This window comes from Pseudomonas sp. TH21 (genome assembly GCF_016651025.1).
GTDB lineage: Bacteria > Pseudomonadota > Gammaproteobacteria > Pseudomonadales > Pseudomonadaceae > Aquipseudomonas > Aquipseudomonas aylmerensis.
Map to the genome: position 1 here is coordinate 2,283,791 of NZ_JAEKEQ010000001.1, position 16,273 is coordinate 2,300,063.

A 16,273-nucleotide genomic window follows, 5' to 3' on the forward strand; every position below is an offset into this window, starting at 1 on the left:
CTGAGGGGTTCAGCGAAAGATCACTGTCTTGTCCTGGTTGATGAACACCCGGTGTTCCAGGTGGTATTTCAGGGCTTTGGAAAGGGCCACGGTCTCGGTGTCGCGGCCGATGGCGACCAGCGAGTCGGGCAGGTGGGTGTGGTCGACGCGCTGGATTTCCTGCTCGATGATCGGGCCCTCATCCAGGTCGCTGGTGACGTAGTGGGCGGTGGCGCCGATCAGCTTCACCCCGCGGTCATAGGCCTGGTGATACGGCTTGGCGCCCTTGAAGCCGGGCAGGAACGAGTGATGGATGTTGATCGCGCGGCCCGACAACTGCTGGCACAGGCCGTCGGAGAGGATCTGCATGTAGCGCGCGAGCACCACCAGGTCGGTCTGGGTGTCGTCGACGATGCGCATCAACTCGGCCTCCTGGCTGGCCTTGGTGTCCTTGGTGATGGGCAGGTAGATGAAGCGGATGCCTTCGCGCTCGGCCATCGCGCGCAGGTCGAGGTGGTTGGAGACCACGGCGGTGATGTGCATGTCCATCTCGCCCTTGCGGTGGCGGTACAGCAGGTCGGTGAGGCAGTGGTCGAACTTGCTGACCATCAGCAGCACGCGGGTCGGCCGTTGCGAGCTGAACAATTGCCACTGCATGTCGAAGCCGCCGGCGAGGTCGCCGAGGCCTTCGCGCAGGGCGCCGATGTCACCGTCGACCCCGGTGTTGAAGCGGAACACCGCACGCATGAAAAACTGCCCGGTGAACTCGTCGTCAAACTGGGCCAGCTCGCTGATGTAGCACTGCTGGCGAGACAGGCAGGCGCTGATCGCGGCGACAATCCCGGACGCCGCCGGGCAGTTGATCTTGAGGATGTAATGTTCGCGGGAGGCGTCCATCGAAAGCTCCTGAATACAGTGAGGCAAGGTTCAGCCCTTGGCCGTGCGCTTGGTTTTTTCCGGGTCGTCGAAGGGCAGGGCGTGGGTGGTGGCGCTGGCCTCCAGGCTGCCGCGTACCTGCAAGGCAATGCCGGGGACGGAGCACGCGATGCTCATGCGCGCGATGGCCATCGAGCGTTTGCTCAGGCGCGAATACATGCCGCAGGTGATCACGCCGACCTGCTGGTTGCCCTGCCACACGGTGTCGCCGGCTTCGGCTGCGCGCACGCCTTCGAGCAGCACTCCCGTGATCTTGAAGCGCTCCTGGCCGCGCAGGCGCAGGTGTTCCTCGGCGCCACGGAACGCGTGCTTGCCGGGCGAAACCGTGAAGTCCAGGCCCATTTCCCACAGGGTGTCGCCGGCCTTCTGGTCGGCGAAGGGGTACATCTGCGAGTTGTCGTAGGGGAAAAACATCAGCGAGCTTTCCACCCGCAGCCAGTCCAGCGCGGTGAAGGCGCACGGGATAATTCCCAGGCTCGCGCCCTGTTCGAGGATGCTGTCCCACAGGAAGGGGGCGTCGGCGGCCTTGCAGAAAATCTCGTAGCCGCGCTCGCCGGTGTAGCCGGTGCGGGAGATCATCACCGGGCGGTCGAACAGGCGTGTCTGCAGGTGGTGGAAGTACGCCAGTTGGCGGATCCCCGGCACGTGCTCGGCGAGGAAATCCACCGCCAGCGGACCTTGCAGCGACAGGTCGTGCAGGTCGTCATCGAACAGCACCGCGACCTGCCGGCCCTGGGCTGAACGCACGAGCATTTCATGCCCGGTGCCGGCGCCATGCACGACCATGAACGCGTTGGGACCGGTGCGGTAGACGATGCAGTCATCGACGAATTTGCCGTCCTCGTCGAGCATCGAGGCATACACCGATTTGCCGGGATAGAGCTTGGCAATGTCACGGGTGGTCGCCCACTGCAACAGGCTCTCGGCGTGCGGCCCCACGTAGTGGACTTTTTTCAGGCCCGACACGTCCATCAGGCCGGCACGGGTGCGGATCGCCTGGTGGTGGTCGGCCAGCTCGGTGCTGTAGGTCCAGGCGGTGCCCATGCCGTTCCAGTCTTCGAGTCGAGAGCCGAGGGCGCGGTGCCGCTCGGCCAATGCAGAAATGCGCCAGGAGTGGGTCATGTGAAGGTCCTTGTCGGGAAAATGAGGGTCAGGCGTGTGGGTCGAACTGGCTCAGCCACTCGACCAGCGTGCTTCGGTAGCGGGTCATGCCCTTGTAGTCGGCGATGGGGTCGGGCAGGTCGCGCAGCACGCGGTGCAGGCGGCAGCCCCAGCCCGGTTGCGTCACCAATTCGTCGAGGCTGATCAGGTAGGTGCGAATGCTGAACATCACCGCGTGGCTGCGTGGCAGGCGCGCCATGACTTGCAGCTCGACCCGAAGGTGCACCTGCTGGCCGACGTTTTGCGCGGTGATGCGCCCGCGATCGGCGCCCCATTCGTGAAATGTCTCCGGGGAGGAATCCAGGCGCGGGTTGATCGTCAGTGTCCAGTTCAAGCGCCGCACCGGCTGGCCGACCTGCAGGTTGAGCAGGTATTTCAACGCGCGTTCGAACACGCCCATCTGGTGGGCCATCGGCACCGGCGCATGCCATTGCTTGAAACTCATGCCGGCGTCGAAGGCCAGCGACCAGTCGGCCGGGCTGGTGATCAGGCCGGCGTCCATGTACAGGTCGCCGTCACGCTGGTCGAGCAGGGCGAAGTCGCCCTGCACCTGGCGGCCGATGTACTCCAGCGGTGCGCAGGGCAGGCTGGTGGCGTCGCCGAAGATAAAGTGCTGGTCGATGTCCAGCAGGTGATTGCGCCACTGCCAGCGCTCGCCGTTTTGCGTCAGGCTGAACGACTGGGGGTAGTCGGCGGCCAGGTGTTGCATGATCATTTGCAGGGCATCCCAGGCGGCCACTTGCATGTGCGGCATCACCAGGTAGCGGCGCGGGTCCTTGTCCAGTACCAGCGCGCGTTCGGCCATTTCCGAGCGGTAGTGTTCGTCGATGTCGAAGGCGTGCTCGTAGATGGAGCCTGGGTCACGTGAAGTCGCCGGTTCGATGTTCACCGAGTACAGGTAGCTGTCCTCGACAAACGGAAAGGGAAAACGCCGGATCGCCGCCGGGCTGTTGCGAAAGCTGAAGTCATCGCGATAGCTCAGCACGGGGCTCGATTGCAGGGGCATGGCACTCACTCCTATAGGTCCAGCGAAACGCAGGGGCCGTTGCCGCGCGAGACGCACGGCATCAGAAATTCGGCCTGCTCGGCCGGGCTGAGGAAACTGTCGCGGTGTTCGATGGCGCCGCCTTGGTGGCGCGTGATGCACTGGCCGCAGACCCCGCCACGGCACAGGTTGGGCACCTGCAGGCCGGCGTGTTCCAGGGCTTCGAGCAGGCTTTGCTCGGCCTCGACACGCAGGTGTTGGCCGCTGCGCAGCAGGTGCAGGTCGAACGGTTGGCCCGGTTGTGCACCTTTGAAGGCTTCCGAGTGCACGCGCCTGGGCGACCATCCGAGGCGCGTGGCGTGGTGCTCAACCGCATCGAGCAGCGCCTGCGGCCCGCAGGTGTAGACATGGCTGCCCAGCGGCCGGTCGGCAAGGATCCGGCCCAGGTCGGGGCGGCGGGCATAGGCATGCAGGCGCGGACCGAGGCGCTGTTGCAGTTCATCCAGATACGCGTCGCTGAGGCCCGGCCGGAACAGGTAATGCAGTTCGAAAGCGGCCTGCTGCTGTTCCAGCGCGGCGATGTAGGCCATGAACGGCGTGATGCCGATACCGGCGGCAATCAGGATATGCAGGCGCGCAGTGCCGTGCGGCGCGAACAGATTGGCCGGTGGTGAAATCTGCAAGGTGTCGCCGACCTGCACCTGCCGATGCAGGTAGCGCGAACCGCCGCGCGAGGCATCTTGCAGGCGTACGGCGATGCGGTAGTGCTGGGTGTGCGCCGGGTCACTGGTGAGTGAATAGGCATTGCGCACCTTGCCCTCGGCGAGCGGCAGGTGCACCTGCACGTGGCTGCCGGGCGAGAAGCCGGGCAGGGCGCCGTCGCAGGCGCTGAGGGTCAGCTCGCGCACCACCGGCGTGAGCATCCTGGCCGCGCTGACCTGAACCGTGAGGGCTGCGCTCATGGTTGGAACCCCGCATAGGGCTGGTCGGGATTGATGCACACGCCAAGGTACGCGCCCAGGCGCCGGGAAAAATGCGTGCGCACCTCCAGCCCGACGTGGCAGCCGATGCAGTTCAATACGGCTTGCGGCCCAGCCGCCTGGGTCAGGCCACAGTGTGCGCAATACACTTGGCGCAGGCCGGGCGTCGTGCAGGTCATGCTGATCTCGTCGTCTTCCAGCCCGGCGGCGCGTGCCTCGGCGTGAATGCGCCAGGCAAACGCTTCATCGCCCAGCAGGTAGAGGCGGCAACCCACCGTCGCGCTGGCGAGTGCCTGTTGCAGGCGCCGGGCGAAATCCGGCTGGTCGCCATTGAGCAGCAGCGGCTGGTCCAGTTCTGCGATGACCGGCGGGCAGGCGGTTGCCGATTGCATCACCACGATGGGGCGGCTGAGGGTGTGCGTCATGCGGGCTCCTCCAGGGTACGTTTTGTTTCCTGTTGGGAGAGATACTTTCCTATGGGGAAAATCTTCTCAATCTGGAAAAAGGGCTATGCCTTTGGAGATAAGCCTTGCGGCACCGCCGTTCGGGGCATGGAAGTTGCTGGGCTTTGCCTCACGCAGGGCAACCGGATGGGGAGTGATCGACGCGTGCAAATACGACCGAAGGCATGGCCGCTCTGGTTGGGGCCTGTGCACCCCGAGCAGGCGCGCAGCGTGCGCAGGCTGCTGGCCGGCTTGCCCCTGCACGCTGACGGTGCCTTGTCGGGTTTGCTGGACCGTTTCGACGCACTGCTGCCCCCGGCGAAGCTCAACCTGATACTGGGTGGCGAAGAATTGAGCCCGACGCGGCGCGGCTTGATCGACGGCTGCCAGGACGTAGCCACCTGCCCCTGGCGCAACGCCTGCGTGACGGAAGCTGCCCAGGCCTGCGGGCCGTGTCGGCAACGCGGCGTGCACCGCCTGGTGTGTGGCTTGCCCGAGGGCCAGAAGGGCACATTGCTGCTCGACACTCCGAGGCGCGCCGGGGCCAGTTGGCGCCAACTGCTCGAAGAGGCGGCGCAGGCGGTCGGCGTGACCGTGCGCCTGCGCAGCCAGCAACGCGAGCAACAGCGCAAGCAGGCGACCTCGCGCCACGGCGCACTGGCCCGTGAGCTGCACGATTCGGTGGCGCAGCAACTCGGCTACCTGTCGTTCCAGGCCCATGGGCTGCAAGCGCAATTTGGCGAGCCGGCACTGCAGGACCTGTGCGCCGGCCTCAGCCAACTGCAACGCCAGGTGCGCGAACTGATCACCAGCGCACGCCTGACCATGGACGGGCGCTCGCTGCGCCAGGCGCTGGCCGACTCGGTGGCGGAGTTTTCGCGGCGCTGCATCATCGTCTTCGAACTGGACAATCGCCTGGCCGACGATGCCCTCGGCGCGGAAACCGAATTGCAGATCTTGCAGATCATCCGCGAGGCGTTGGCCAACGCGGTGCGCCATTCCCATGCGCGTCACGTGCGCATCGAGCTGCGCCAGACCCAGGACGGCGAAGCCTCGGTGTCGGTGGAAGACGATGGCATCGGCCTGAGCCAGGCGTGCGCCGAGCACAACCATTTCGGCCTGGCGATTATCCGCGAGCGCGCCGCCAGCATCGGCGCGCGCCTGAGCATTGAAGCGATCCGCCCGCACGGCGTGCGCGTGCATCTTGGCCTGCGCCGCCACCACGACCAGCCACAGGGGAGTCTCGATGGACTGCACGACCTTACTACTGATCGATGATCACCCATTGTTTCGCAAAGGCCTGGCGCAGTTGTTCGACGCCAGTGGCGACTTCGAAGTGGTGGGGCAGGCGGCCAGCGGCCGAGAAGGCATCAACCTCGCCGTGAGCCTGACCCCGCAACAGGTCTTGCTCGACCTGCACATGCCCGGCCTCAGCGGCCTGCAGGTGCTTGATGAGCTGCGCCAGTTGCGCCTGGATTGCCAGGTGGTGGTGCTGACCGCCTCGATGGACCGCGCCGAACTGTTGAGCGCCTTGCGCCTCGGCGCCAGCGGGTATGTGCTCAAGGAAACCGAGCCCGACGCGTTGCTGGCGTATATGCGCAACTGCCACAAGGGCGCGATTGTGCTCGACTCGACCCTGATCGCCTTGCTTGCCGACCAGGCCGAGCCGGCGCCGCACAGCGAGGCCCCGGGCAACGACCACCTTACCGAGCGCGAAGGCCAGACCCTGGCGCTGATTGCCGCCGGCATGAGCAACAAGCAAATCGGCCGGGAGCTGGGAATCAGCGACGGCACGGTCAAGATCTATGTGCGCAGCCTGTTGCAGAAGCTCGGCCTGCATTCGCGGCTGGAGCTGGCGGCCTGGGTGCACAGCGGCAGTTTGCTCAAGCACGAGGAGCGCCATTAGATGAGGGACAGCCCCGACGCCTTTGCGCTCCCGCCGATGGACCTGATGGACTGTTTTCCCGCGGCCTTGCTGCACCTGCGCGACAACGGCCACATCGCCCACTTCAACCTGGCCTGGGCCGAGCTGATGGGCGCGCCGGGCGGGGAGCGCAACCTGATCGACTACGTGCACCAGGAAGACCGCCCGCTATGGCGCCAGGCCTTGAACGAACTGCGCCGGCGCCCCGACACCTGCTTCAACCAGCGCCTGCGCTTTGTGCACCCCAGTGGCGAACTGCGCTGGTTCGAGATCAGCCTCAAGCGCGGCCCGCAAGGCTTCTACCTGGTGGCCGGCGATATCACCGCGCACAAGCGCCGTGAAATCGCCCTGCAGGCGAGTCAGCGCAGCAGCGTGAGCCTGCTCGACAGCATGCCGGGGCTGATCTATCGCGGCCGCAACAACCGCGACTGGACCATGGAATTCGTGAGTGCCGGTTGCCTGCAACTCACTGGCTATCCCGCCGAGCGTCTGGTGGACAACCATGAGTTCACCTACAACAGCCTGATCCTCGCGCAGGATGCCGACTACGTGTGGCGCGAGGTGCAAAACGCGTTGTCGCGGCATGAACCGTTCGAGCTCAATTACCAGATTCGCTGCGCCGATCAGTCGATCAAGCACGTGTGGGAAAAGGGCGTGGGGATTTATGCCGATACCCGTGAGGTACTGGGGATCGAGGGGGCGATTTTCGAGCGCAAGCGTTGAGTCTGTACGCCATTCAAAATGTGGGAGCGGGCTTGCTCGCGAATGCGCCGGATCAGTCGCTGCAGACTTTGACTGTTCCACCCCATTCGCGAGCAAGCCCGCTCCCACATTGTTTCGGCGTGTCCCTAGTGACTCAATGAGCCGGCCGCCTTGTTCAGGTCACTCTCAGCCCACTCGGTGTACACGCACGCATCCGCCGTGGCCCAGCGCACGCGCACCGGGTCGCCGGCTTTCAGCGGCATGCCGGCGGCGGACAACGCCTTGACCGTCATCGAAGTACCGCCGAGGGTTTTTACCGTGCAGGTCTGGCTTTCGCCGAGGAACAACACTTCGCCGACCATTGCCGAGACTTCATTCCAACCCGCTGCCAGGGGCTGCTCGGCGGCTTGCTCGACACTGAGGGCGAGGGCTTTTTCCGGGCGCACCATCAACAGCACCTCCTGCTCGGTGTGCAGGCCACTGGTCAGGCGGATCGACAGCGATTGGCCTTCGAACATCGCTGCCGCATTGCCCTGGGCCTTGAGCTTGAGGAAGTTGGAGTTGCCGAGGAACGAGGCGACAAATGCGTTCGGTGGGTTCTGGTACAGGTCAAAGCCGCTGCCGAGGCCGACGATCTTGCCGTGGCTGAAAATCGCGATGCGCTGTGACAGGCGCATGGCTTCTTCCTGGTCGTGGGTCACGTAGACGATGGTAATGCCCAGGCGCCGGTGCAACTGGCGCAGCTCATCCTGCAGGTCTTCACGCAGTTTCTTGTCGAGGGCGCCGAGGGGTTCGTCCATCAGCAGGATGCGTGGCTCGTACACCAGCGCGCGGGCGATGGCGACGCGTTGCTGCTGGCCGCCGGACAGTTGCGAAGGGCGGCGATGCGCGAACTGTTCGAGCTGCACCAGCTTGAGCATGGCGTCGACGCGTTTCTCGCGTTCGGCGCTGGCCAGTTTGCGAATCGCCAGGGGGAAGGCGATGTTGTCGCGCACCGACAAATGCGGGAACAGCGAGTAGCGCTGGAACACCATGCCGATGTCGCGCTTGTGCGGCGGCACGTTGACCAGCGACTGGCCGCTGACCAGGATCTCGCCGCTGCTCGGCGTTTCGAAGCCGGCGAGCATCGACAGGGTGGTACTTTTGCCCGAGCCGCTGGAGCCGAGAAAGGTGAGGAATTCGCCGTCCTGGATGTCCAGCGAGATGTTGTCCACGGCGGCGAATTCGCCGTAGTACTTGTTCAGGTTGCGCAGGCTGACCAGGGGTTGGCCAGGGTTCTGGGCGGGGTCTTTGATCACTGCACTCATGTCTTAATCCTCGGCGCTCAAGCGCGGGTTTCAGTGCGTCGACGAGCGACGGCGGCAATCACCATGACCAGTACCGACAGGCCGATCAGCAGCGTCGAGGCGACGGCGATCACAGGCGTCAGGTCCTGGCGCAGGGTGGTCCACATTTTCACGGGAAGGGTTTGCAGGGTCGGGCTGGCCATCATCACGCTGAGCACCACTTCATCCCACGAGACCAGAAACGCGAACAGCGCGCCGGCCACCATGCCCGGGCGGATCGCCGGGAAGGTCACCTTGAACACCGCCTGCAGGCGCGAGGCGCCGCAGATTACTGCCGCGTCTTCGATCGACTGGTCGAACAGTTTCAGCGAATTGATGATCGAGATGATGGTGAACGGCAGCGCGACAATCACATGGCTGACCACAAAGGCGAACATCGTGCCGGTGTAGCCGAGCTTGAGAAACAGCGCATACACCGCCACGGCAATGATCACCAGCGGCACGATCATCGGCAGGGTGAACAGGCCGTAGAGCAACTCACGGCCGGGAAAGCGCCCGCGCACCAGCGCGAATGCGGTGGGCAAGCCCAGCGCCACGGCAAACACCGTGGTCAGCACCGCCACCTTGAGGCTGGCCATCGCCGCGTTCATCCAGTCGGCGTTGGAGAAGAACTGCGCGTACCATTTCAGCGTCCAGCCCGGCGGCGGGAATACCAGCCACTGGGACGAACCGAACGACAGCAGCACGATAAATACAATCGGCAGCAGCAAAAATACGCCGATCACGCCGGTGGTGGTGTAGAGGCCCAGGCGCATCCTGCGGCTCATGGCATTCGGAGTCAGCAGCATGACGGCTTACCTCGCATTGCTGGCGCCAACCGGGGATTCCGGCTGAAGCTTCAGGTAGAAGTAGAACAGCACCAGCGTGATGAAGATCAGCAACGCTGCGCCGGCACTGGCCAGGCCCCAATTGAGGAACGATTGCACCTGCTGGATGATGAATTCGGGCAGCATCATGTTCTGCGCACCGCCGAGCAGCGCCGGGGTGACGTAGTAACCGAGGGACATCACGAACACCATCAGGCCACCGGAGAACAACCCCGGCCGGCACAGCGGCAGGAACACCCGGAAGAAGTTGGTCCACGGGCTGGCACCGCAGATCGAGCCGGCCTGCAGGATCATCGGGTCGATGGCCTGCATGGTCGCCTGCAACGGCAGCACGATGAACGGAATCATGATGTAGCTCATGCCGATCACCACGCCGGTGAGGTTGTGCACCATCTCCAGCGGCGCATCGATGATGCCCATGGCCATCAGCGCCTTGTTGATCACCCCCGAAGCCTGCAGCAGGACCAGCCAGGAATAGGTGCGGGCGAGGAGGCTGGTCCACATCGACAGCAGCACGATATTCAGGATCCAGCGCCCCCAGCCACGGGGCACCAGGGTGATCACCCAGGCCAGCGGGAAGCCCAGCAGCAGGCTGAACAGCGTCACCAGGCCGGCCACCGAGAAGGTATTGAGCAACACCCGCGCATACGCCGAGTTGGCGAACAGCTGTTCATAGTTGCCCAGGCCCGGCACCGGCTCCAGCACGCCGCGCAGCAGCAGGCCGATCAACGGTGCGAGAAAGAACAGACCGAGAAACAGCAGGGCCGGGAGCAGGTTGCTCGCCCCCGCCAGCGCTGCGCCAGGGACGGCGCCGAAGCCTTGCCGGACACCGGGCCGGCAGCGCCGAGGGCGCTCCCGGTCGGCGTGGTTGCCGTCATTTTCATTTGACTAGCCATTCATTCCACCGTGTCGCAATGGCCGGGCCGTTCTTGGCCCAGTAGGCGAAATCGAGGGTGATCTGGTCCTTGGCGTACGCCGTCGGCAGGTTGGGCGCCAGGACTGAATCCAGGCGCTGCACGCTGTCGATGTTCACCGGAGCATAGGCGGTCAGGTTGGAAAAATCCGCCTGGCCCTTGGCGCTGCTGGCACTGGCCAGGAACTTCATCGCAGCGGCTTTGTTTTTCGTGCCTTTAGGCACGACGAGGATGTCGGCCATCACCAGGTTCTGCTTCCAGCTTACGCCCACGGGCGCGCCGTCTTCCTGCAGTGCGTGAATGCGCCCGTTCCAGAACTGGCCCATGCTGACTTCGCCGGAGGCCAGCAGCTGTTGCGACTGCGCGCCGCCGCCCCACCAGACGATGTCTTTCTTGATGGTGTCGAGTTTCTTGAAGGCGCGGTCCAGGTCCAGCGGGTAGAGCTTGTCGGCGGGTACGCCGTCGGCCAGCAGCGCCAGTTCGAGCACGCCGGGGCTTGGCCATTTGTAGAGGGCGCGTTTGCCGGGGTAGGTCTTGGTGTCGAACAGCGCGGTCCAGTCCTGCGGCTTGCCAGCGCCGAGCTTGCCTTCGTTGTAGCCGAGTACGAAGGAGAAGAAGAACGAGCCGACGCCATGGTCGGAGACAAAGCGCGGGTCAATCTTGTCGCGCTGGATGACCGAGAAGTCGAGGGGTTCGAGCAGCCCTTCGGCGGCGGCGCGCAAGGCGAAGTCGGCCTCGACATCCACCACGTCCCACTGCACGTTGCCGCTTTCGACCATGGCCTTGAGTTTGCCGTAGTCGGTAGGGCCGTCCTGGACCACGGTGATGCCGCTGGCCTTGCTGAAAGGGTCGGCCCACGCCTGCTTCTGCGCATCCTGGGTACTACCGCCCCAGCTCACGAAATTGACGCTTTCGGCCGCCAGGGCCGCGTGAGTGGCCGTGGCCAGCAAGCCCGCGAACAGCACTGCGGTTGCACGTTTGTTCAACACCATTTTCACGCCCTCATTTGTTTTGTTATTGAGCGGGCTTGGTAATGCCCGCCTATCGGGAGCAGTAGGTTTATCGAGGCCCCTATTCGAGGCCCCAAAAGGCGACCGTGCCAAGGGCTGTTATTGGTGCTATCCCTGGCGGGCGCACTTGGCGAAAGCGTTCGGTCTATGGAATATCATATTATGGTATTCCAAACTTTGTGCAAGCATTTTGCCTTACCGGTTATCCATCATTCGGTGAAGGGAATGCTCTCGACCACCTCCAGGTCGTAGCCGGTCAGCCCGGCGTATTTGAGGGGCGGTCCGAGGTGACGCAGCTTGCCGATGCCCAGGTCCTGCAATATCTGCGCCCCGGTGCCGACTTCCGAATAAATCCGCGACTGCGAGCGGCTGAACTGGCGCGGCGTCTGGGTCAATTGCGGCACGCGCTCCAGCAGCGCCTGGGACGACTCATGGTTGGCCAGCACCACCACCACGCCACTGCCTTCTGCCGCGACGCGTTGCAGGGCGGCCCACAGTGTCCAGTTGGACGGGCCGCTGTACTCGGCTCCGACCAGGTCGCGCAGCGGGTCGATCACATGCACACGCACCAGCGCGGGTTCATCGCGGCGCAGCTGGCCCATCACCATGGCCATGTGCACGCCGCCGTCGATGCGGTCTTCAAAGGTGATCAGGCGGAACGTGCCGTGCACCGTGGGCAGGTCGCGTTCGCCAATGCGCACCACCGTGCGTTCGGTGCTCAGGCGGTAGTGGATCAGGTCGGCGATGGTGCCGATCTTGATCCCGTGCTTGCGCGCGAAAATCTCCAGGTCCGGGCGGCGGGCCATGCTGCCGTCGTCGTTCATCACTTCGACGATCACCGAGGCCGGGGTGTGCCCGGCCAGGCGCGCCAGGTCGCAACCGGCCTCGGTGTGGCCGGCGCGGGTCAGCACACCGCCGTCCTTGGCGCGCAATGGGAAGATGTGCCCCGGTTGCACGATATCGGCGGGCCCGGCGTTGCTGTCCACGGCTGCCGCCACGGTGCGCGCGCGGTCGGCGGCGGAGATCCCGGTGGTCACACCGGTGGCGGCTTCGATGGACACGGTAAACGCGGTGCTGAACACGCTGCCGTTGCTCGGCACCATCTGTTCCAGGCCGAGGCGCTGGCAGTGTTCGTCGGTCAGCGTCAGGCAGATCAGGCCACGGGCTTCGCGGGCCATGAAACTGATAGTCTCGGCGGTGCAGCAGGCCGCAGGCAGCAACAGGTCGCCTTCGTTTTCCCGGTCTTCGTCGTCCACCAGCAGCACCATTTTGCCCTGGCGGTAGTCCTCGATGATGTCTGCGATGCTGTTGAAGGCCATGTAGAGTGCTCGATTTGTTGGTTGTATGTATTATGGTATACCACAAAAATCAAACAAGAGGATGTCGCGATGAAGGCCTACTGGATTGCCCATGTGGATGTGTCCGATGCAGAGCAGTACACGCAATACACCCAACGCGCGCCGGCGGCGTTTGCGAAGTTTGGCGGGCGGTTCCTGGCCAGGGGCGGGCGCAGCACCGCGCTCGAAGGCGGGCCGACGCGCCAGCGTAACGTGGTGATCGAGTTTGATAGTTATGAGCAGGCGGTGGCGTGTTATGAGTCTGTGGAGTACCAGGAGGCGAAGGGGCATCGGGAGGGGGCTGGGGTCGCGCAGATTATTATTGTGGAAGGCCTGGCGCCCTAGCTGTATCAACCAACCGGGTCCGAATGTGGGAGCTGGCTTGCCTGCGATACAAGCACCTCGGTACATCCGGTGAACCCGGTGGATGCCATCGCAGGCAAGCCAGCTCCCACACTGGGACTCGGTTCGGTCTGGAAGTCAGCGGATGAAATGGGCCTTGCCGTGGTAGAGGCCCTACCTCTCGGCCTGGCGACCTCGATCTATCGGGCATAAACCGATTCAACTGTGGGAGCGGGCTTGCTCGCGAAGGCGGAGTGTCATTTGATGCATTCGGTGCCTGACACACTGCTTTCGCGAGCAAGCCCGCTCCCACATTTTTTGATCCGTGTCTGGGCTTGGAGGTCAGCGGATGAAATGGGCCTTGCCGTGGTAGAGGCCCTACCTCTCGGCCTGGCGAACTAGATCTATCGGGCATAACCCGATTCAACTTTGGGAGCGGGCTTGCTCGCGAAGGCGGAGTGTCAGTTGATGCATTCAGTGCCTGACACACTGCTTTCGCGAGCAAGCCCGCTCCCACATTTTTGATCCGTGTCTGGGCTTGGAGGTCGGCGGATGAAATGGGCGTTGCAGTGTTAGAGGCCCTGCATCTCGGCCTGGCGACCTCGATCTATCGGGCATAGACCGATTCAACTGTGGGAGCGGGCTTGCTCGCGAAGGCGGAGTGTCAGCTGATGCATTCAGTGCCTGACACACTGCTTTCGCGAGCAAGCCCGCTCTCACATGTTTGAACCGTGTCTGGGCTTGGAGATCAGCGGATGAAATGGGCCTTGCCGTGGTAGAGGCCCTGCATCTCGGCCTGGCGACCTCGGTCTATCGGGCATAGACCGATTCAACTGTGGGAGCGGGCTTGCTCGCGAAGGCTGAGTGTCAGTTGATGCATTCGGTGCCTGACACACTGCTTTCGCGAGCAAGCCCGCTCCCACATTTTTTGATCCGTGTCTGGGCTTGGAGGTCGACGGATGAAATGGGCCTTGCCGTGGTAGAGGCCCTGCATCTCGGCCTGGCGACCTCGGTCTATCGGGCATAAACCGATTCAACTGTGGGAGCGGGCTTGCTCGCGAAGGCTGAGTGTCAGTTGATGCATTCGGTGCCTGACACACTGCTTTCGCGAGCAAGCCCGCTCCCACATTTTTTGATCTGTGTTTGGGCTTGGAGGTCAGCGGATGAAGTGGATCTTGCCGCTGTCGTCATTGCCGATGTAGATGCCATACACCCCGGCCTGGCGCTCTTCGATGTAACGTTCGAGGATCTGCCGGATGGCCGGGTAGTAGATGCTGTCCCAGGGGATGTCCTCGGGCGCGAAGAACTTGTAGTCGAGGGTCTCCGGCCCGAACTGGCCGGTGATCTCCAGCGCGATGGCGCGGAAGATGATGTACACCTCGCTGATCTTCGGCACGCTGAAGATCGAATAGGGCGAGAGGATCTCCGCGCGTACGCCGCTTTCTTCCCAGACTTCACGCAGCGCGGCCTGTTCGGTGGTCTCGCCACCTTCCATGAAACCGGCGGGCAGCGTCCAGGTGCCGGGGCGCGGCGGGATTGCGCGTTGGCACAGCAGGTATTTGCCGTCCTGCTCGATGATGCAGCCGGCGATGATCTTCGGATTGATGTAGTGGATGTAGCCGCAGCCACGGCACATCAGGCGCTCATGCGTATCGCCCGGTGGCCGCTGGTGACCGAGGTCACTGCCGCCACATTTCGGGCAAAAGCTTGGGCTGAACACGCTCAGTGACCTATGCGGGGTTCTTTGAGGGCGATGGGCAGGGTGATCTCGGGGACTTTGCCGGTCTCTTCCTGTTTGCGCTTGAGGTAATCCAGGGCCACCGCAGCCGCGGCGCGTACGTGGTCGACGCAGGCCTGGTGGGCAGCGAGCGGGTCGCCGCTCTTGATCGCCTGGACCATGCGTTCCATTTCCTGGTTGCTGGTGCCGCGACGGTTTTCCTGGGACACCGAGGTCGCGCGCAAGTAGCTGATGCGCGCCTGCAACTGGCGCAACTGCGTGGCGGCCACGTGGTTGCCAGAGCCTTCGAGCAACACGTCGTAGAAGCCCTGCACCGAATCGATCACCTGTTGCAGCTCGCCGTCCTTGAGGGCCTTGCGGTTTTCCTCGAGGGCTTTTTCCAGGGCCTTGATGTCCTTGGCCTTGGCGCGCAGGGTAAACAGCTGCACGATCAAGCCTTCGAGCACGCAGCGCAGTTCATAGATATCGACGGCATCCGCCAAGGTAATGATTGCAACCTGCGGGCCCTTGGCATCGGCGAATTCCACCAGGCCTTCGGACTCCAGGTGACGCAAGGCTTCGCGCACCGAAGTGCGGCTGACGCCGAGGCGGTCGCACAGGTCGCGCTCCACCAGGCGGTCACCCGGCAACAGCTGGAAGTTCATGATGGCGCTGCGCAGTTTCTCCAACACGATTTCGCGCAGGGTGACCGGGTTGTGATTGACCTTGAAGCTGTCGTCGAGTGGCAGGCGTTTCATGGGGTCTGCTCTGAATGTAACGGTTAACTGGAGGCCTCGGCATCGGCGTCGGCGAACGCTTCCCGGGCCAGTCGGAAACTGTCCACGGCGGCGGGAACCCCGCAATAAATACCGACCTGAAGCAGAATTTCGCGTATTTGTTCACGACTCAGCCCGTTACGCAAGGCGCCGCGCACATGCAGCTTGAGTTCGTGGGGCCGATTGAGGGCCGAAATCATTGCCAAGTTTATCATGCTGCGTTCTTTAAGCGACAAACCCTCACGGCCCCACACGTGGCCCCAGCAGTACTCGGTGACCATCTCCTGCAGCGGCCGGGTGAAATCATCGGCGTTGTCGATCGAACGCTGCACGTAGGCCTCGCCCAGCACTTGGGTGCGGATCTTCAGGCCCTGCTGGTATTTTTCAGTGCTCATCAATCAGCTCCTCAGGCCAGGGTGGGCAGCGGGCCCAGCTTGCCTTTGTGATAGATCATCGGCGTGACCGGCTGCGCGGGCAGGATCAGGTTCTTCACCGCGCCGACAATGATTGCGTGGTCACCGCCGTCGTATTCGCGCCACAACTCGCATTCGATGATCGCCGTGGCCTTGGCCAGCAGCGGGTTGCCCAGCTCGCTGAGGTGCCACTCGATGCCCTTGGCCTTCTCCTTGCCTTTGCCGGCGAAGGCATAGGCCTCGGCGGTCTGGTCGGCGGACAGCAGATGAATCGCGAAACGCTTGCTGTCGCGCACGATCGGGTAGGTGTCCGACGCATAGTTGGGGCAGAACAGCACCAGGGCCGGGTCGATCGACAGCGCGCTGAACGCGCTGGCGGTGATGCCGACGATGCCGCCGTCCGGGTCGAGGGTGGTGACCACCGTGACGCCGGAAGGGAAGGAGCTCATGACGTCTTTGTAAATGCCGGGTTCGATCATGG

At 63.7% G+C, this 16,273-nt stretch carries 17 protein-coding genes and 1 pseudogene; 4 read left to right on the forward strand and 14 right to left on the reverse strand.

Going from position 1 to position 16,273, the window contains the following annotated elements:
- Positions 1-9: 9 nt before the first annotated feature.
- Genes purU through JFU04_RS10305 form a run of 5 tightly spaced genes read right to left on the reverse strand, consistent with a single transcriptional unit; the run spans position 10 to position 4,466 of the window.
- Positions 10-876, reverse strand: coding sequence for a formyltetrahydrofolate deformylase (gene purU, locus JFU04_RS10285; RefSeq protein ID WP_201143991.1), 867 nt, complete (start codon positions 874-876; stop codon positions 10-12).
- A 30-nt stretch (positions 877-906) separates the two neighbouring features.
- Complete coding sequence (locus tag JFU04_RS10290) at positions 907-2,037, reverse strand: aminomethyltransferase family protein (RefSeq protein ID WP_201143992.1); 1,131 nt, start codon at positions 2,035-2,037, stop codon at positions 907-909.
- Positions 2,038-2,065: 28 nt separating this feature from the next.
- Entirely contained in the window at positions 2,066-3,082 is a 1,017-nt protein-coding gene (locus tag JFU04_RS10295) for a heme-dependent oxidative N-demethylase family protein (protein ID WP_120448168.1), read from the reverse strand.
- An 11-nt stretch (positions 3,083-3,093) separates the two neighbouring features.
- Complete coding sequence (locus JFU04_RS10300; protein ID WP_201143993.1) at positions 3,094-4,023, reverse strand: PDR/VanB family oxidoreductase; 930 nt, start codon at positions 4,021-4,023, stop codon at positions 3,094-3,096.
- The gene (locus tag JFU04_RS10305) at positions 4,020-4,466 is read right to left on the reverse strand and encodes a dimethylamine monooxygenase subunit DmmA family protein (RefSeq protein ID WP_065905729.1); all 447 of its coding nucleotides are present in this window, start codon (positions 4,464-4,466) and stop codon (positions 4,020-4,022) included. Before JFU04_RS10305 ends, JFU04_RS10300 begins: the two co-directional genes overlap by 4 nt.
- 183 nt (positions 4,467-4,649) lie before the next feature.
- Here JFU04_RS10305 and JFU04_RS10310 point away from each other — a divergent pair, with 183 nt between their 5' ends.
- From JFU04_RS10310 to JFU04_RS10320, 3 genes are read left to right on the forward strand one after another with little or no spacing between them, the layout of a single operon-like run.
- A complete protein-coding gene (locus JFU04_RS10310) occupies positions 4,650-5,762 on the forward strand; it encodes an ATP-binding protein (RefSeq protein WP_342389436.1) in 1,113 nt (370 codons plus the stop codon).
- Complete coding sequence (locus JFU04_RS10315) at positions 5,731-6,390, forward strand: response regulator (protein WP_065905732.1); 660 nt, start codon at positions 5,731-5,733, stop codon at positions 6,388-6,390. The genes JFU04_RS10310 and JFU04_RS10315 overlap by 32 nt, the downstream gene beginning before the upstream one ends.
- Positions 6,391-7,131, forward strand: coding sequence for a PAS domain-containing protein (locus tag JFU04_RS10320; protein ID WP_201143995.1), 741 nt, complete (start codon positions 6,391-6,393; stop codon positions 7,129-7,131).
- A 125-nt stretch (positions 7,132-7,256) separates the two neighbouring features.
- Here JFU04_RS10320 and JFU04_RS10325 read toward each other — a convergent pair whose 3' ends face one another.
- The 5 genes and pseudogenes from JFU04_RS10325 to ribBA form a co-directional block, all read right to left on the reverse strand.
- Positions 7,257-8,417 (reverse strand): ABC transporter ATP-binding protein, encoded by a 1,161-nt coding sequence (locus JFU04_RS10325; protein ID WP_201143996.1) that lies wholly within the window; start codon positions 8,415-8,417, stop codon positions 7,257-7,259.
- A 17-nt stretch (positions 8,418-8,434) separates the two neighbouring features.
- Positions 8,435-9,244 (reverse strand): ABC transporter permease, encoded by an 810-nt coding sequence (locus tag JFU04_RS10330; protein ID WP_065905737.1) that lies wholly within the window; start codon positions 9,242-9,244, stop codon positions 8,435-8,437.
- Between the two features lie 6 nt (positions 9,245-9,250).
- Positions 9,251-10,167 (reverse strand): annotated as a pseudogene (locus JFU04_RS10335) (ABC transporter permease).
- Positions 10,164-11,189 (reverse strand): ABC transporter substrate-binding protein, encoded by a 1,026-nt coding sequence (locus JFU04_RS10340; protein WP_065905739.1) that lies wholly within the window; start codon positions 11,187-11,189, stop codon positions 10,164-10,166. Before JFU04_RS10340 ends, JFU04_RS10335 begins: the two are co-directional and overlap by 4 nt.
- Positions 11,190-11,416: 227 nt before the next feature.
- Positions 11,417-12,526 (reverse strand): bifunctional 3,4-dihydroxy-2-butanone-4-phosphate synthase/GTP cyclohydrolase II, encoded by a 1,110-nt coding sequence (gene ribBA / locus JFU04_RS10345; protein ID WP_201143997.1) that lies wholly within the window; start codon positions 12,524-12,526, stop codon positions 11,417-11,419.
- 69 nt (positions 12,527-12,595) lie between these two features.
- On the opposite strand from ribBA, the gene JFU04_RS10350 reads away from it, so the two are divergent.
- Positions 12,596-12,889 carry a DUF1330 domain-containing protein gene (locus JFU04_RS10350; protein WP_201143998.1) on the forward strand — a complete coding sequence of 98 codons (294 nt, stop codon included), beginning with the start codon at positions 12,596-12,598 and terminating at the stop codon, positions 12,887-12,889.
- A 1,153-nt stretch (positions 12,890-14,042) separates the two neighbouring features.
- On the opposite strand, the gene JFU04_RS10355 is transcribed toward JFU04_RS10350, so the two are convergent.
- From JFU04_RS10355 to JFU04_RS10370, 4 genes are read right to left on the reverse strand one after another with little or no spacing between them, the layout of a single operon-like run.
- Positions 14,043-14,606, reverse strand: coding sequence for an NUDIX hydrolase (locus JFU04_RS10355; RefSeq protein WP_065905743.1), 564 nt, complete (start codon positions 14,604-14,606; stop codon positions 14,043-14,045).
- A gap of 2 nt (positions 14,607-14,608) precedes the next feature.
- A complete protein-coding gene (locus JFU04_RS10360) occupies positions 14,609-15,361 on the reverse strand; it encodes a GntR family transcriptional regulator (protein WP_065905745.1) in 753 nt (250 codons plus the stop codon).
- 23 nt (positions 15,362-15,384) lie between these two features.
- Complete coding sequence (locus JFU04_RS10365; RefSeq protein ID WP_065905747.1) at positions 15,385-15,774, reverse strand: carboxymuconolactone decarboxylase family protein; 390 nt, start codon at positions 15,772-15,774, stop codon at positions 15,385-15,387.
- 11 nt (positions 15,775-15,785) lie between these two features.
- Positions 15,786-16,271: a flavin reductase family protein gene (locus tag JFU04_RS10370; protein ID WP_201143999.1), complete on the reverse strand. Its 486-nt coding sequence runs from the start codon at positions 16,269-16,271 to the stop codon at positions 15,786-15,788.
- Positions 16,272-16,273: the final 2 nt, after the last annotated feature.

Bases quoted from the DNA above. Each gene is read 5' to 3' on its own strand.
- JFU04_RS10300 (WP_201143993.1), bottom strand. From the start codon at position 4,023: ATGAGCGCAGCCCTCACGGTTCAGGTCAGCGCGGCCAGGATGCTCACG.
- JFU04_RS10340 (WP_065905739.1), bottom strand. From the start codon at position 11,189: ATGGTGTTGAACAAACGTGCAACCGCAGTGCTGTTCGCGGGCTTGCTG.
- JFU04_RS10330 (WP_065905737.1), bottom strand. From the start codon at position 9,244: ATGCTGCTGACTCCGAATGCCATGAGCCGCAGGATGCGCCTGGGCCTC.
- JFU04_RS10305 (WP_065905729.1), bottom strand. From the start codon at position 4,466: ATGACGCACACCCTCAGCCGCCCCATCGTGGTGATGCAATCGGCAACC.
- JFU04_RS10365 (WP_065905747.1), bottom strand. From the start codon at position 15,774: ATGAGCACTGAAAAATACCAGCAGGGCCTGAAGATCCGCACCCAAGTG.
- purU (WP_201143991.1), bottom strand. From the start codon at position 876: ATGGACGCCTCCCGCGAACATTACATCCTCAAGATCAACTGCCCGGCG.
- JFU04_RS10325 (WP_201143996.1), bottom strand. From the start codon at position 8,417: ATGAGTGCAGTGATCAAAGACCCCGCCCAGAACCCTGGCCAACCCCTG.
- JFU04_RS10290 (WP_201143992.1), bottom strand. From the start codon at position 2,037: ATGACCCACTCCTGGCGCATTTCTGCATTGGCCGAGCGGCACCGCGCC.
- JFU04_RS10370 (WP_201143999.1), bottom strand. From the start codon at position 16,271: ATGATCGAACCCGGCATTTACAAAGACGTCATGAGCTCCTTCCCTTCC.
- ribBA (WP_201143997.1), bottom strand. From the start codon at position 12,526: ATGGCCTTCAACAGCATCGCAGACATCATCGAGGACTACCGCCAGGGC.
- JFU04_RS10315 (WP_065905732.1), top strand. From the start codon at position 5,731: ATGGACTGCACGACCTTACTACTGATCGATGATCACCCATTGTTTCGC.
- JFU04_RS10350 (WP_201143998.1), top strand. From the start codon at position 12,596: ATGAAGGCCTACTGGATTGCCCATGTGGATGTGTCCGATGCAGAGCAG.
- JFU04_RS10320 (WP_201143995.1), top strand. From the start codon at position 6,391: ATGAGGGACAGCCCCGACGCCTTTGCGCTCCCGCCGATGGACCTGATG.
- JFU04_RS10295 (WP_120448168.1), bottom strand. From the start codon at position 3,082: ATGCCCCTGCAATCGAGCCCCGTGCTGAGCTATCGCGATGACTTCAGC.
- JFU04_RS10360 (WP_065905745.1), bottom strand. From the start codon at position 15,361: ATGAAACGCCTGCCACTCGACGACAGCTTCAAGGTCAATCACAACCCG.